The 15,125-nt window shown below is 48.2% G+C and carries 11 protein-coding genes; 7 read left to right on the forward strand and 4 right to left on the reverse strand.

Annotated features, from left to right (window positions below; genetic code table 11):
• Positions 1 to 2: 2 nt before the first annotated feature.
• Both thrB and thrC read left to right on the forward strand, forming a co-directional pair.
• Positions 3 to 953 carry a homoserine kinase gene (gene thrB, locus T489_RS0103530; protein WP_031578665.1) on the forward strand — a complete coding sequence of 317 codons (951 nt, stop codon included), beginning with the start codon at positions 3 to 5 and terminating at the stop codon, positions 951 to 953.
• 160 nt (positions 954 to 1,113) lie between these two features.
• Positions 1,114 to 2,388 (forward strand): threonine synthase, encoded by a 1,275-nt coding sequence (gene thrC, locus T489_RS0103535; protein WP_031578666.1) that lies wholly within the window; start codon positions 1,114 to 1,116, stop codon positions 2,386 to 2,388.
• Between the two features lie 108 nt (positions 2,389 to 2,496).
• On the opposite strand, the gene T489_RS0103540 is transcribed toward thrC, so the two are convergent.
• Together T489_RS0103540 and T489_RS0103545 are read right to left on the reverse strand one after the other, a co-directional pair.
• Complete coding sequence (locus T489_RS0103540) at positions 2,497 to 4,185, reverse strand: lipoprotein N-acyltransferase Lnb domain-containing protein (RefSeq protein ID WP_084155387.1); 1,689 nt, start codon at positions 4,183 to 4,185, stop codon at positions 2,497 to 2,499.
• A 166-nt stretch (positions 4,186 to 4,351) separates the two neighbouring features.
• The gene (locus T489_RS0103545) at positions 4,352 to 5,389 is read right to left on the reverse strand and encodes a DUF4573 domain-containing protein (protein WP_031578668.1); all 1,038 of its coding nucleotides are present in this window, start codon (positions 5,387 to 5,389) and stop codon (positions 4,352 to 4,354) included.
• A gap of 333 nt (positions 5,390 to 5,722) precedes the next feature.
• Between T489_RS0103545 and purU the strand changes: the two genes are divergently transcribed.
• Together purU and T489_RS0103555 are read left to right on the forward strand one after the other, a co-directional pair.
• Positions 5,723 to 6,562 carry a formyltetrahydrofolate deformylase gene (purU, locus tag T489_RS0103550; RefSeq protein WP_031578669.1) on the forward strand — a complete coding sequence of 280 codons (840 nt, stop codon included), beginning with the start codon at positions 5,723 to 5,725 and terminating at the stop codon, positions 6,560 to 6,562.
• A gap of 206 nt (positions 6,563 to 6,768) precedes the next feature.
• A complete protein-coding gene (locus tag T489_RS0103555) occupies positions 6,769 to 8,178 on the forward strand; it encodes an anaerobic C4-dicarboxylate transporter (RefSeq protein ID WP_198020408.1) in 1,410 nt (469 codons plus the stop codon).
• 86 nt (positions 8,179 to 8,264) lie between these two features.
• Here the strand turns inward: T489_RS0103555 and T489_RS0103560 are convergent, their stop codons facing one another.
• Complete coding sequence (locus T489_RS0103560) at positions 8,265 to 9,695, reverse strand: sugar porter family MFS transporter (RefSeq protein WP_031578671.1); 1,431 nt, start codon at positions 9,693 to 9,695, stop codon at positions 8,265 to 8,267.
• Positions 9,696 to 9,896: 201 nt separating this feature from the next.
• Entirely contained in the window at positions 9,897 to 11,612 is a 1,716-nt protein-coding gene (locus tag T489_RS0103570) for a sigma-54-dependent transcriptional regulator (protein ID WP_051621760.1), read from the reverse strand.
• Between the two features lie 268 nt (positions 11,613 to 11,880).
• Here T489_RS0103570 and T489_RS0103575 point away from each other — a divergent pair, with 268 nt between their 5' ends.
• From T489_RS0103575 to T489_RS0103585, 3 genes are all read left to right on the forward strand, one after another.
• A complete protein-coding gene (locus T489_RS0103575) occupies positions 11,881 to 12,774 on the forward strand; it encodes a prohibitin family protein (RefSeq protein ID WP_031578673.1) in 894 nt (297 codons plus the stop codon).
• 616 nt (positions 12,775 to 13,390) lie between these two features.
• Positions 13,391 to 13,753 carry an Hpt domain-containing protein gene (locus tag T489_RS0103580; RefSeq protein WP_031578674.1) on the forward strand — a complete coding sequence of 121 codons (363 nt, stop codon included), beginning with the start codon at positions 13,391 to 13,393 and terminating at the stop codon, positions 13,751 to 13,753.
• A gap of 86 nt (positions 13,754 to 13,839) precedes the next feature.
• On the forward strand, positions 13,840 to 15,123 hold the full coding sequence (locus tag T489_RS0103585; protein WP_031578675.1) for an FIST N-terminal domain-containing protein: 1,284 nt from the start codon (positions 13,840 to 13,842) through the stop codon (positions 15,121 to 15,123).
• Positions 15,124 to 15,125: the final 2 nt, after the last annotated feature.

Here is a 15,125-nt window from a genome sequence, read left to right on the forward strand (position 1 = left end):
AAATGGGTGTTAGTGCATTCGCTCCTGCTTCAATCGGTAATGTAAGCGTCGGTTTTGATATTCTCGGCGCTGCCCTGAAGCCGATTGACGGTCAGATTCTGGGTGATAACGTTGATGTTTATCCAGGGGACAGTGAATTTGATTTAAGTATTGAAGGCTGGTTCGCCTCCAAGCTTCCTGCTGATCCGAAGAAGAACATCTGCTACGACGCCTATGTGGGCTTTAAGGATCTTCTTGTTGAAAAGGGGATCGCCGTTAAGCCGGTAAAGATGGTTCTCAAGAAGAATCTTCCTATCGGTTCAGGCCTAGGTTCATCTGCCGCCTCAATCGTGGCAGCCGTTGAAGCTCTCAATGCCTTCCATGATTATCCTTTATCAAAGGATGAAGCTTTAATGCTGATGGGCAGACTTGAAGGCAAGATTTCAGGTTCAGTTCACTTTGACAACGTGGCTCCATGCTACCTCGGCGGTATCCAGCTGATGGTTGAGGAAGCCGGCATCATCACTGAAACCGTACCAAGCTTTGCTGACTGGTACTGGGTGTCATGCTATCCGGGAATCACCGTAAGCACCGCTGCCGCACGTGCCATTCTGCCAAAGGAATACAGCCGTTCAACCTGTATCACCTTCGGTCGTCAGATTGCTTCTTTCATTCAGGCATCCCATACCGGCAACGAAAAGCTGGCAGCCGCCGTTCTTAAGGACGTCCTTGCCGAACCTTACCGCAAGGAACTTATTCCCGGATATGACGATGCCATGGCCAAGGGCATGGAATTAGGCGCTCTTGCCGGCGGTATTTCGGGTTCAGGTCCCTCAATCTTCGTGGTAATGAAGGATCTTGCCAAGGCTGAAGAACTTCAGGAATATCTCAAGAAGAACTTCATCCAGAATGATGACGGCTTCTGCAATATCTGCAGAATCGATACTGACGGTACCGTGGTAACCAGTATCTAATTGTTGAGATGAACACCGGTCTGTCGAGACCGGTGTTTTAAGCTTTTATGAATAATCGGAGTTTCCGGAAAAGTCATGAAAGGGCGAACAGGGAAATTCCGGCATAAACAGAGTTTGAAAATTCACGGGAAAGCCCGTGTCAGATTAAGTGGTGATTTATATGCAGCTTTATAACATTAAACATAATGAAGAAAAAGTTTCTTATGCTCAGGCCGTAAAGCAGGGACTGGGAAAGGATCAGGGTCTGTTTTTCCCTGCATCAATCGAACCTTTGAAGGACGTTGATGCTCTTCTGGCTCTTCCTTTCGTAGAACGTTCTGCCAGAATTCTCCGTCACCTCATCGGTGCCGACGAAATCGAAAATCTTGAAGAACTCGTAAAGAACGCTTTCGCTTTCGGTGCTCCTTTACACAAGGTTGACGAAAACAACTACGCTCTTGAACTGTTCCACGGTCCTACACTCGCATTCAAGGACTTCGGGGCCCGTTTCATGGCTCAGTGCCTCGGTGCGGTTGCCAACGGCAAGAAGATCACCATTCTGACCGCAACCAGCGGTGACACCGGTGCCGCCGTGGCTCACGCCTTCTACAACCTTCCTAACATTGAAGTTGTAGTACTCTATCCGAAGGGAAAGATCAGCAACCTTCAGGAAAAGCTGTTCTGTACTTTAGGCGGTAACATCCGTACCGTAGCCGTTAACGCCGCTTTCGATGACTGTCAGACTCTGGTTAAGGCTGCCTTCGATGATGAAGAATTAAAGCAGGCCATCGGTCTTAACAGTGCAAACTCAATCAACATCAGCCGTCTGCTGGCTCAGGTATGCTACTACTTCGAAGCAGTAGCCCAGCTTCCTGCCGAAAAGCGCAAGAGTGTGGTTGTGTCTGTACCAAGCGGTAACTTCGGTGACATCACCGCAGGTCTCATCGCCAAGGCTCTGGGTCTCAACATCAAGAAGTTCGTGGTATCAACCAACGACAACGATACAGTACCTCGCTACCTTGCAACCGGCAAGTGGGATCCTCACGCAACCGTTGCAACCCTTTCAAACGCAATGGACGTTTCCAAGCCTAACAACTGGCCTCGCGTAGAAGAACTCTTCAGGGTTAAGGGCTGGAATCTCGCCGAATTAGGTTACGGCAAGCTTTCCGACGCTGAAACCAGAGAAGCAATGAAGGAAACCCATGCCAAGGGTTATATCACTGAACCTCACGGAGCCATTGCTTACAAGGTTCTCCAGAACAACATGGAAGCCGGCGATACCGGTATCTTCTTATGTACCGCGGCTCCGGCCAAGTTCAAGGAAAGCGTTGATGAAATCCTCGGTATCGATTTACCTTTACCGGAAGCTCTGGCTTCAAGAGCTGATCTCAGGATTTTATCAGACAACATGGATGCAGACTTCGCTGTTCTCCGCAAGTATCTGTTAAAGAAGTAATCAGCTGATTACTGACTTATAAGGAAAGGCATAACCGCGCAGGCGGTTATGCCTTTTTCTTTGTATGAATCATGACGGAATTCCGCCAGACTGCGGGTTCCGTTCCTTTTAGAAATAGAACACTATGGAGGCTCCGGCCTCGGTCATGTGATTCCCTCCGTGGCGCTGCTGACTGTGGCTGCCGTCATTGTTCCCGAGCCTGTAATCGGTGAATTCGACATTGGCTGAAAAGTTGTGGGAGATGTATCTGCTCCAGGTTGCCTGATACCTGTACATGTAGTTGCGGTAGTACCGGTGGGTGGTCAGGGGAATTTCGTATGAGAGATTTATTTTGCCGATGTCCCGGTTCCAGAAGAAGATGCCTCCTTCAGGTCTTACGAAAACGTGATTGTTGCTGTGCGGAACGGTATATCCGTAGCGCAGATGAACATACGGAATGAAGTCGCCCATGCGGAAGGATACCGCATTGCCGAGGGAGAATTCCGGATAGAGCCCCACGTGAGTGGAGTCCACGCTGCCGTGCAGGGCGACAAGGTAGTTCATGGAGGTGAATCTGCCCAGTCGCGCATCGGGAAGCGGGTTGAGGTTCAGCAGTTCAATCTCATTCAGATAGAAATGGTCGTCCATGTATTTAGCCGATACTTCAATGAGCTTTGATTCTGAAAGTGAAGGGGATGAAATATTGTCATCCTTGAGGTTGTTCAGGGTCGGAGCGTATCTTAAGAGAGCTCCGGCGTGATATCTCGAATTGTACAGACCGGTGATTTCCAGACGGTTGCTCGGATAGCTGTTTATAGGCGTGGATAATCTGTTCCAGGAAAAGTACAGATTCTCACTTTCTGACGGAATGAGTTCAATGTCCGATATAATTCCCTTTTTATGGTAGACCTCGGATATGTATTCCAGAGGGGTTTCAAAGAACACTATGTCACGGCTGTCCAGACGGTCATCGGCAACTGCCAGGGCCTTGGCCATGCCCGAGGCGCAGTTGATGCTGAAGAAGGAATACAGAGTTCCGTGATTTTTAAGCTCCAGCATGTGCAGGTAGAATATCTTCTTCTGTTCTTCGGTAAGATTCAGTTCGAATTCCCACAGGGATCTGTCGGTGGCCATGTACTCGGACACGTTCATGTAGTAGGGCTGCAGACTGTAGATGCCGTTGATGCCGTTGCTGAAGAATTTAAGCACCAGATTGATTTCATTTTCCTCATAGGCGGCAAAGGTGAAGGAGTATTCACGGAACTTTCCCTTTCTGTTGACGCCTTCCGCTTTCACGAAAATATGTCCGGCTGCGGAAATCGGCACCAGGGCATCCTCGGCCACAAAAATGATTTTCAGGGTGTCAAGTCCCACGTTGTCAAGAAAATCACTGAAGATTTTACATTCCGGATCTTTAATGATTTCCTCGGGAATGTCACCGTCGTGAATAAGATAGAATCTTGCAGGGTAGTAACAGGCGTTGTGGGGATCCTTTCGGAAAAATTTTATGGTCTCTTCGTATTCCGCTTCGGGATCCGTTCTGCCTTTTTCTGACAGGAAGAAGCTGCTGTCTTCGGAAATGATGCTGGTGTCCGTGCTCATGTCATAGTGAAGAAGCTTTTTCCAGAGATGCCGCTTTTGAGGTGAAAGGCTGTCGTAGGGAACAGGTTCTCCGGGGACTTTCGGGGAGACGGCTTCCGTAACCGTTACTTCGGAATCATTAAGTTCAGATACTTTCTGAAAGGAATCACCGGCAGTCGCCGCCGATGAAAGCATGGAGGCATAAATACAAAGTAAGAGAGTACCGTACTTCAACATTATCTGTAACCGCAAGTTAACCGTTTAATCTAATCCTAAGGAAAATTTAGAGCCATAAATATCAGAAATGTTCCGTAAGGAGAGCCTTGAAGGCTTCTTCCGGAACATTTTCCGTTCAATAAAACAGATACGTCTTTTTCTGAGAAAAGACCCTGTCATCAGCACCTTACCGGCGGTTGATGACTCTGATGCCGTCGGCAGGATCCGCGGCGGTATTCAGGTCATCCGGATTAATCTTCTTAATCTGACCGGCAGGATTAATCGTGTTAATCTGATTGACCGGATTGATTGTTTTAATCTGTTCAGCCGGATCAAGCTGTCTAATCTGTTCAGTCGGATTAAGCTGCTTAATCTGTTCAGCCGGATCAAGCTGCTTAATCTGTTCACTCGGATCAAGCTGCTTAATCTGTTCAGTCGGATCAAGCTGTCTTATCTGTTCAGCCGGATCAAACTGTCTTATCTGTTCAGTCGGATCAAGCTGCTTAATCTGTTCAGTCGGATCAAGCTGTCTTATCTGTTCAGTCGGATCAAGCTGTCTTATCTGCTCAGTTGGATCAAACTGCTTAATCTGTTCGGCAGGATCGGCAAAGTTGAGGTCCCTTACGGTTTCAGGGCTTATCAGATCAACGCTGGCGTCAAGAGAGGTGCCGTCCTTGAGGTAAGGCTTGATCCATTCACGGCATTCGTCACTGTCAACGATTCGCGGAGAGTACATGTATTCATTATGATCATAGCCGTAGAACCAGTTGGTGTCTTCCGCGCTGGATACTTCCGAAGAGGTTGATGAGAACTGGGTTGCACTGCCGGTCATGGAACTTGAAGGTGTGGATATCAGGAAGCGGCTGGTGGTGTCCACTGCTGCTGCTCCGGTTTTCACAATGGCGTTTGCAGGCTGAAGCAGACCTTTTTTCTGCTTGTCATGCTGCTGGATCACCATGGTGTCTGTAACTATACACTGCGGATTGTCTCCCGGCAGAGAACCGTATTTCACCTTAAGTTCGGTTTTTGTGCGTCGAACGTTGATACTGCGCTGACCGACGAATTTAACGTTGTCGTCAACGACTACTTCTATATGGTTGGCAAGAGACTGTTCATACTTGTCTTTGGCCATTTTTATGTCGATTTTCTGCTGTGAAGAGCTTGATGTGACTGAACATCCCACCAGCAGAAAAGCTCCGGTAAGCACAAGTAACTTTTTATCCATGACTTTACACCTGTATGCTGTTTTTTTTCTATGTGAAATATATACAAAAAACATGCTGTTTGCAATTTTTTCGGGGGCTTTACTGAAAAAATTACCGGTTAAATTTTTACCGGAAATACGGGCCTGCGGATAAAACCCGGAGAGAGTTTACGGAGAACTTTCTGAGCCCGTGTCCGTCAGGCTGACGCTTATCGGCTTCAGTCGGTAAAAAATTACGGCCTGAGGAGGTGAATTTAGGCTCCGTCATTGATAAAATCTCATATATTTGATACACTTCTGACGGTTTTTTGAGTTGGCATGTCAACATTGAACATAAAGTAGGGTTTTTAATAAATGGAACGCCGTATTCTTCGTACTGAATGTCCTGATGCGAAAGGACTTATTGCCGGTATTACCGGTACCTGTTTTAAATATCAGTACAATATTATCAAGAACGATCAGTTTTCAACCTTCGATGACAGCAGATTCTTTATGAGAACCGAGCTTGAAGGGGATTTCGGTACTGCAGATTCTTTCATTGAAGAACTCAGACACGTTATCCCTGATGGAGGTATCTGCAAGCTGATGCCAATTCAGAGAAAGAAAGTTCTGGTTCTGGTAACCAAGGAAGCTCACGTGCTCGGTGATCTGCTGATTAAGAGCTACGCCGGTGCTCTGCCGATTGACATTGTCGGTGTTATCGGCAACTACGACAAGCTTGAGGATCTTACCAGAAAGTTTGATATTCCTTTCGTGACCGTAAGTCATGAAGGCCTGAGCCGTGAAGAACACGAAGCCAGAATGCTTGAAGCAATCAGCAGGTTCGAGTTCGACTACGTGGTGCTGGCAAAGTACATGCGTATTCTTACCCCTAACTTCGTGAACAGCTTTCCTAACGGTTCCCTCATCAATATTCACCATTCATTCCTTCCTGCCTTCATCGGTGCCAAGCCGTATCAGCAGGCGTTCAACCGCGGTGTGAAGATTATCGGTGCAACCGCTCACTTTGTTACCAATGATCTGGATGAAGGTCCGATTATCGCTCAGGACGTAATCAAGGTTAATCACAACTACAGTGCCGAAAGCATGGCCAAGGCCGGCAGGGACGTGGAACGTCAGGTTCTGGTGAGAGCCCTGAGCCGCGTGGTTGACGGCAAGGTATTCATTCACGGAAACAAGACCGTGGTATTCTAAAATACCGGTAATGAACGGTACGGCCTGAGCATTGAATGTTCAGGCCGTTTTTTTATGTCATTATTTCTTCCGGGAAGCTTTCGGTCCGGTGATCGGTGTTTTGTTAATCACCGCCGATATTTTATCCGGCAAAGATCATAGAATGAAGGTATGTCGTCTCCGTTTTTTTTTCGGGAAGCCGACGGGCTGGCCGTTCCGGTCACGGAATGAACGTGTTTCAGAGTGCTTTTTCAGGAGAATATCCGGAATTCCCGAAAATTTCCGCATCAAAGGAGGAAATCATGCTGATAGCCGAATTTATCTTCATGCTGCTGATACTTTACGCAGGCAGCAGATACGGAGGCATTGGCCTCGGTCTGGTATCAGGAATCGGTCTGGCGGTGGAAGTTTTTGTTCTGCGAATGCCGCCGGGTACGCCTCCGGTTGACGTAATGCTCATTATTATAGCCGTGGTGGGCTGTGCTTCCGTGCTTGAAGCGGCCGGCGGCCTGAAATTCATGCTTCAGATAGCTGAAAAAATTCTGCGCAGACATCCCAGGGGCATTACCTTTTTAGGACCTCTGGTAACCTATACCCTCAGCCTGATGCTGGGCACGGGACACGCGGTCTATACCATTATGCCGATTATAGGCGACATCGCTTTGAAAAACAGAATTCGTCCGGAACGTCCGATGGCCGCATCCTCAGTGGACTCGCAGATTGCTCTTACCGCTTCACCGATATCAGCCGTTACCGCCTGTTATCTCGGCAGGGATGTTTTAAGCATTCCCGGACTTGAAAATCTCAGTCTCATGAATATCATGATTGTGACTCTGCCAGCTACTCTGCTGGGGGTTCTTGCCATGTCGGTATATTCAACCTTCAGAGGAAAGGAGCTTGATGACGATCCGGAATTTCACGAACGCATGAAGAATCCGGACTTTCGGGCGATGATAAACGCCACGTCACAGACCACCCTTAATGAACAGCTTCCGTTCGGAGCCAGACTGTCAGTGGTAATGTTCCTGATATCCATCGTGACCATTCTGATAATCGCCGCATTTCCTGCCGTGAGAACCATTGGCGAAGGTGCAAAGCCGATATCCATGGGAGTCATTATTCAGATGATAATGCTGGCATTCGGAGCCGTGGTGATGATTGTTTCCAAAACTCCGGCCTCCGCAGTACCCAAGGGGGTGGTATTCAAATCGGGAATGACCGCCTGTGTGGCCATATTCGGTATCGCCTGGATGTCCAATACCTACTTCAATTATGCCATGCCGTCATTTGAGAATGCGGTTAAGGGTATGGTTACCCAGTATCCGTGGACCTTTGCCTTTGCCCTCTTTGCGGTATCTGTCGTGGTCAATTCACAGGCCGCAACCGCCAAGATTATGCTTCCGGTGGCAGTGGCTCTGGGACTTCCTCCGCATACCGTCATCGGTCTGATGCCGGCAACCTATGCCTACTTCTTTATTCCGAACTATCCGTCAGACATAGCAACCGTGAACTTCGATATGTCCGGTACCACCAGAATCGGTAAATGGTACTTCAACCATTCCTTCATGATCCCCGGACTTATAGGAACCTTTGTAGCGTGTTTTGTGGGACTGGTCATTGCCAGACTTACACTGTAACGGTGTTATCTGAAAAAACGGAAAAGGCAGTCGCGTAAAGTATTACGGGCTGCCTTTTCCGATCCGCCGTTCCTTATGCGGAAAGGTTATTCTCCGGTCTGTCCGAGGTCACGGAGTTTTCTGCCTTTCATGAGATTATCCTCAATGCGTTCAAGTGACACGCCGCGTGTTTCGGGAACATACAGCAGAATCAGGATCACTGATACTACCGATACGGCAGCATATATGACCATGGTCTCAGCGCTGCCCAGTGCTTTTATGAGAGGAAGGAAGGTCGCCACCACGGTCATGTTTGACAGCCAGTTGGCCACGGTGGAGCAGGTTATGCCGAAGTCACGGCCGGCAATAGGCTGAATTTCGGAACAGAGAACCCAGGCAACCGGGCCGGCGGAGAAGGCAAAGGCGATGATGAACACCAGCACCGAGGCTATGGCCGCCATACTCATGTTCAGATGCATGAACAGTGCAACGCAGATCATGGACAGAGACATGATGGAGTATCCTGCAAGCAGGATGATTCTGCGTCCCCATTTTTCAATAAAGGCCACGGCTATGAAGGTTGCCAGCACATTGGTAAGGCCGATGATGATGGTCCCGAGATTGGTGGCGAATTCAGAACTGAACCCCGCGTTTTTGATAAGCTCCGGACCGAAGTACATGATTACGTTGATGCCGCAGAGCTGCTGCATGAGCTGAAGGGCAATTCCGAGATAAACCGCTTTTCTGAAGAATACGCTACCGCGGAACAGCCCGAAGCCGCGGATTCCGCCGGTCTGTGCCGCAACGGTACTGATGATTTCCTCAGCTTCTTCACGGGCCTCCTCTCCGGAACCTCTGATTTTTTCAAGAACCGCAAGCGCTTCATCCATGCGGCCTGTGGAAATCAGCCAGCGCGGTGATTTAGGCAGAAACATGAGGCCGATAAGGAATGCCGTGGCGGGAATCAGCGTGACGCCCAACATGGTTCTCCATCCGTATGAGACTGAACCGAACATCATTTCCGAGGCGATCTGTCCTTCTGCTCCGGTGAAGGTACCATACCGGATCATGGTATTGACGATGAATGAAATCAGGATACCGACGGTTATCATGAGCTGATAGAGCGTAATCATGGTGCCTCTTATTGATTTTGGCGCCACCTCGGAGAGATACAGCGGTGCGGTGAATGACGCCACGCCGAGTGAAATACCCACAAGGATTCTGGCAGTGACGAGAACGGTGCCGTTCCATGCCAGGGCTCCGCAGGCAGCACTGATGACAAAGCAGACGGTGCTGATGATGAGAGAATATTTTCTGCCGAGTTTTCTGGTCAGAACGCCTCCGCAGAGTGCTCCTATGGTGGCTCCGCCCATCATGGCTCCTGCAATGACCGATAAAACCGTATCGCTTACATGGAGATCGGACTGTATGAAGTCCTTGGCCTGTGCTATTACGCCTATGTCTATGCCGAGTACCAGTCCGGCCATGGCTGCCGTAAGACATACCGCAATTATCTTTCTGGGGATGGAAGATTTCATTCTGTTTCCTGTCGTCATTTTCAGTATCAGTCGTCAGATGCCGTCAGGAAAGTCAGCGGCTTTCACGGAGGCTTATTTCAGGAAATTATAATACCGGAAAAAAACAATTCAATATCCGGAGGATGAACGGTGCGTTCTGACTGCACCGGTATGATTTCAAAGCGTAAGATTTTCCGGAAACGGTCAGTGCCGGATGAATGCTCAGGATTGTTTTGAAGGTCTGCGTCCGCGTTTTGCCGGCTTCATGAATACGCTGCACTTTTCGATAAAACCGTCTTCCTTCCACTTTTCCATCTGTCTGTAAAGGGTGGTGACATTGATTCCGAGAAGTTTTGAAGCCAGAGCCACCGAGCCGTTGCAGGCGTTTATGGCTGCCACGGTGTATATGCGCTTCACGTCTTCGAGAGTCTGGATTTCATCTTCTTTCACCGGAAGATTTATCATTCCGGCAGGGGAAACGGTCAGCCCCGGTGATGACGAGTCATCCGCATCAGCGGAGGCTTCAGGGACGGCACTGCCTGCCGGTTCGGATTTTTCGGCCCTGTTTTCTTCGGGGGCCCGGGAACCCGGCACCCTGTTTTCGGCTGGTACCGGCTGAGGTGCGGCGACGGAAGGAGCGCCTAAAGCCGGAGGCATGACCGCGTCTGAACCGTCAATCAGAAATCTTGAATTGCGGCCCACGTATTTCTGGTAGTGCTCCGGATTCTTCACGATGTCCTCGACAGCCTTGAGAATATTGGCAGGAAGCATCTCTCCGGTGATTACCGGACCTTCAAAGAGAACCACGGTACTGTGGATGACGTTCTGCAGTTCGCGGACGTTGCCGGGCCATGGATATTTCAGCATGATTTCCGAAGCTTCGTGGGAAATGTACAGAAAATCCTTGTGTTCGAGTTCGGCGTATTTTTTCAGAAAGTGCATGGCGATATGCAGTACGTCATGCTCGCGTTCACGCAGAGGAGGCAGGTGAATCGGAATTACGAAAAGACGGTAGAACAGATCCTCGCGGAAATTTCCGAGCTTGACTTCATTGAATGGATCCCTGTTGGTGGCGCAGATTACCCTTACGTCAACCGACAGTGTTTTCTGAGAACCGACCATGCGGTACTTGCTGCTCTGCAGGAAGCGGAGAAGCTTGGACTGCAGTTCCAGATCCATTTCGCAGATTTCGTCGAGGAACAGGGTACCGCCGTCAGCTTCGGCCACGGCGCCTGTACGGTCGGCCACGGCACCTGTAAACGCACCCTTGACATGACCGAAGATGGTGCTTTCCATTATTTCCTTCGGTATGGCGGCGCAGTTTATGGCCATGAACTTGCCTTTGCGTTCGGTATTGAGCTCATGCAGGGTGTTGGCGGTCACTTCCTTGCCCGTACCGCTCTCTCCGGTGATGAATACGGAAGCCTTGGAGTTTCTGATGCGGCAGAGTTTGTCGTAGATGTCGCGCATGACCTTTGAAGCGCCGATGAAGTTTCCGAGATGGATTGAGCTGTCGGGTTCACCGTTGACCTTGGCGTCGAGCTCAAGCTTTTCGATGGTGTTGTTGATTGTGGTGCGCAGACGGTTGCTGTCAACAGGCTTTACCAGAAAGTCATAGGCACCGAGGCGCATGGCTTCAGCCGGGAGGTTGGCTCTTTCATCTGCGGTGATCACGATGGTGATGACCTGATGATACTGCTGTCCCAGCATGCTGAGAATTTCCATTCCCGGAATGTCCGGAAGGTTAAGGTCAAGCAGTACGATGTCCGGCGCGAAGGTGTCCAGAAGTTCAATGGCTTCACGGCCGGTATAGGCGGAACGAACCTCGGTATTCAGCCCTTTGACTACCGCGTTATAGAAAAAATTAAGGGGCCGGGAGTCTTCCACCACCAGCACTCGGGTTTTCAGTTCGTTTTGATTAACATTGAATGAGGTCATTGAACATCAGATCGAAAAAATGAATCACATAGCATAACTTTACCATAAAAAAGGATATTTAACTAAAAAATAGGTGGAACCTTACAATGCGTAACGCACTTTTTCCGAAAAATCAGGTCGGGAGAAAATGAGCCGTTAAATGATGCAAAAAAACAGTGAGCGGATCTGAATTTATTTGAGATAATACTCAATGTCACGGGCGAACATGTGATACATTTAGCAGAAAATTGTTTTATATGTTACATGAACTTAATAAAAGGATTATCAAATGAGTCAGGTAAGTCATAGCAGCGGACACGGCAGAGGATTCACTTTCGCGGCAGTGATCGGCGCGGCAATAATATTTTTTGTTGTCTTCTTTTTTGCCGAACTGTTTTACACCGTAAACGCGTCAATGGTCGGCGTGGTACTGTCAGGCGGTAAGATTTCATCCGTATCTCAGCCGGGCATGCATTCAAAGGTGCCTTTCTATCAGCAGGTGAAGTTTATTGACCTCAAGTCAAACAGCGGCAGCGTGAAAACAGAGGCATATACCTTTGATCAGCAGAACGCCACTCTTAAAATCAACGTAATCTGGAATTTTGTAGGCACCAAGGCTGAGGATATTTACGTAAACTACAAGGGTGATGAAAAATACATTTACGAATACGTGATTGCTCCGAAGCTTATTGACTGTGCCAAGACTATTTTCGGTCAGTACAACGCCGAGAAGGTAATTCAGAAGAGAGCTGAATTCGTAAATCTTCTGAACACTCAGTTCAAGGAGCTTATGACTGATATTCCGGTGCAGATCCGTTCCGTTCAGGTGGAAGATATTTCATTCTCCAAGGTTTATGAAACTTCTGTTGAAAATGCCATGAAGGCAAGAGCCGATGTTGAAAAGGCCAAGGCTGAACTTGAACGCGTGCAGCTTGAATCCCAGCAGAAGGTAAAGATTGCCGAGGCTGAATCAGAAGCTGTAAAGAAGCGTGCCGACGCTCAGGCTTATGCCATCCTCAAGACTGAAGAGGCAAATGCCGCAGCCATCAGATTAAGAGGTGAGGCATTACGCGAAAACAGTGAAATCGTAAGACTCACCGTTGCGGAAAAGTGGGACGGCAAACTTCCTTCAACCATGGTTCCGGGAAGCAGCCTGCCTTTCATTGATGTTAAGAGCAGGTAATTAGAACATTTTTGTAAAAACGGCATGACACCTTGAAAAATCAAGGAGTTTACATATCACCAAAAAACTGATGTTATGCAGACTCCCGGAATTTATAAAATATTCGGGTATTCTTTTTGGGTTTTTTGAGGTGTTTATGTCGAAAATCAGACAGTCGGACCTGAGGAAAAAACTCAGTCCCGGCGAATCAAAACCAGTGTCAGAGTCTGTTTATTCTGATGAATATTGTCAAGCACGCTGAGATCGCTGCAGAGCACATAATAATATGGCTCTGACCGCAGATGAATGTGAATCAGAACAAGTTGAATTTAAACTTCTTATGAGCGGAAAGAGTAAATAATAACCGAAAATTTTATGGCTTTAACCGGATCGTACCGGTCTCGGCGCTTATATGTTCTGATTTGGCGAATGTTCAGAAGAGTGTTTCGCGTAACGTCAGTATACCAGAATATAAGTTACTGTATAAAAGCCGCTTCAGCGGACCTGTTTCCGGCTGAAAAAGGCAGTCTTCAAAATTGCGATAGAGGAATATATATTATCTCTGAGGCTGTTGTATAATCTTTAGTGGGAAAATGACGATTATAAATAATTAACAACAGACAGTGATAATAATAAAATGCTGATTGACAAAAAAGAACTGATGTTTTTTCTAGGGGATCTCGGACCGGAAGTCCTTCCGTCACTTATTGATGTTTATCTGTCAGATTCAGAGAATACCATTCAGAAAATCACGGATGCCGTGGCATCGGGTGATTACGTATCCCTGGCCAGGGAAGTGCATACCTTAAAGGGCGTGGGCAGTACCTACGGAGCCACCAGAATCAGGGAGCTTGCCGTTGAGCTTGACGGAAGGTTCAAGAAAGGTGAAGAGCTTTCAGAGTTAAAGAGTGAGATCATGCGGCTTATAGAAGTTATCAGGGCCACCAACGTGGAAATGAGGCAGATTCAGTCCGATGTGCTGGAAGGAAAGCCTGTATAGAGAGAATTCATAACGGTTCGGCTGAAGAAATTCCCCGGACTGTAAGTTTAAAAGACGTGAAAGTCAGGTGTTTTTAGGAAACGGATATGAAAATAAAGGTTGTAAGTGTAAAGGTTGAAGACAATGCCAGAGCGGTTTCGGACATCAGAACCCAGCTCCGGTCCTTTGATTCCGAAGCACCGAACTTTCTGATGGTTTATTTTTCATCCGTTTCCGAGGTCGAGGAACTGCGTCAGGCTTTTGTCTCCGCATTCCCTGATACCGTGATTGCCGGCATTCCGGCAAAGGAAGGCTGTTTCAGCAATACGCTTTCGGTAGGTTTTGAACAGACTCAGAATTCAGGAAACGGCGGTGCCGGCAGCGGATCAGGCTCCGCCAAATCCAGATTTTCAGTAAAAAAGTTTTCTGAAAACACCAGTCTGAGCAAAACTCTCTTTGTTCAGGCATATTACGATCCGACATCGGCTTTCGGCTGTGCCTGCAAGACTTTCAGTCCCGGTGTGCCGATGAATCTTGATGAAACACTGCATGAGGTGGAGAATCAGGCGGACAGAGCCGGAATCATGCCCAACCTCATCGTGCTGTTCAACACCAAAAAGGTAACTTCGGCATTCGGCAACGAGGTGAAGAATATTCTGGGATCATCAGCCTCCATAGTGGGGGGAATTATAGACAATTCCCATGAGCACGTATCCTTCTTTACCGACAGGGAATCGGTTACCGCCGAGGAGGCGTATCTGGTGGTATCCTTCTATACCAACAGCACCATCCAGATTAATTCCCTCAGCGAGGTTAAGCTGTTCGGGGAACTGGGGCAGATTACATCCACCGATGACATCGTAATCAGTGAAATTGACAACAAGCCGGCTGCCGACATGTTTTTCACCAATATCGATATTGACAGTACCTGCATGGATACGGATGAAATGCAGAGACTGCTTACCGGGGTAAACAGGGATTACTTCCTGGCATATGATTCCTATGACGTGGAGTACGGCAACCGCTATAACGTGTCAGTGGTAAACAGCGTTACCAGAAACCGCGGGGTTGAACTGAATTCGGCCTTTCCGAAGGGAGAGAAGGTATATCTGATGAAGGCTCACAACGTGGACATGGCCAACTGCTTCATGATCCACTATCCCCTGAATTACAGATCGATAGGGGGACTGCACTTCATGTGCGAATCCTTCTGCAAGGGTTCCAAGGCTCAGAATTTCAACAGCATTGTTGAACGTGTCAGAAATTATCATTCCGGCGCTGAATTCATGACCTGTTCCGTTGCCGGGGAAAACGTCGGTACCGTGGACGAGGAATACCGGCTGGCGAACTGTACCGTAATCACCGTATCATTTTTAGAACAGGTTGGGTAATT

It is taken from the genome of Ruminobacter sp. RM87 (assembly GCF_000701925.1).
In the GTDB taxonomy this organism is placed as follows: Bacteria; Pseudomonadota; Gammaproteobacteria; order Enterobacterales; family Succinivibrionaceae; genus Ruminobacter; species Ruminobacter amylophilus.

Excerpts from the sequence above, each read along its gene's own strand:
- T489_RS0103560 (WP_031578671.1), bottom strand. The coding sequence starts at position 9,695 with ATGAAATCTTCCATCCCCAGAAAGATAATTGCGGTATGTCTTACGGCA.
- T489_RS0103580 (WP_031578674.1), top strand. The coding sequence starts at position 13,391 with ATGCTGATTGACAAAAAAGAACTGATGTTTTTTCTAGGGGATCTCGGA.
- T489_RS0103585 (WP_031578675.1), top strand. The coding sequence starts at position 13,840 with ATGAAAATAAAGGTTGTAAGTGTAAAGGTTGAAGACAATGCCAGAGCG.
- thrC (WP_031578666.1), top strand. The coding sequence starts at position 1,114 with ATGCAGCTTTATAACATTAAACATAATGAAGAAAAAGTTTCTTATGCT.
- T489_RS0103570 (WP_051621760.1), bottom strand. The coding sequence starts at position 11,612 with ATGACCTCATTCAATGTTAATCAAAACGAACTGAAAACCCGAGTGCTG.
- T489_RS0103540 (WP_084155387.1), bottom strand. The coding sequence starts at position 4,185 with ATGTTGAAGTACGGTACTCTCTTACTTTGTATTTATGCCTCCATGCTT.
- purU (WP_031578669.1), top strand. The coding sequence starts at position 5,723 with ATGGAACGCCGTATTCTTCGTACTGAATGTCCTGATGCGAAAGGACTT.
- T489_RS0103555 (WP_198020408.1), top strand. The coding sequence starts at position 6,769 with ATGAACGTGTTTCAGAGTGCTTTTTCAGGAGAATATCCGGAATTCCCG.
- thrB (WP_031578665.1), top strand. The coding sequence starts at position 3 with ATGGGTGTTAGTGCATTCGCTCCTGCTTCAATCGGTAATGTAAGCGTC.
- T489_RS0103545 (WP_031578668.1), bottom strand. The coding sequence starts at position 5,389 with ATGGATAAAAAGTTACTTGTGCTTACCGGAGCTTTTCTGCTGGTGGGA.
- T489_RS0103575 (WP_031578673.1), top strand. The coding sequence starts at position 11,881 with ATGAGTCAGGTAAGTCATAGCAGCGGACACGGCAGAGGATTCACTTTC.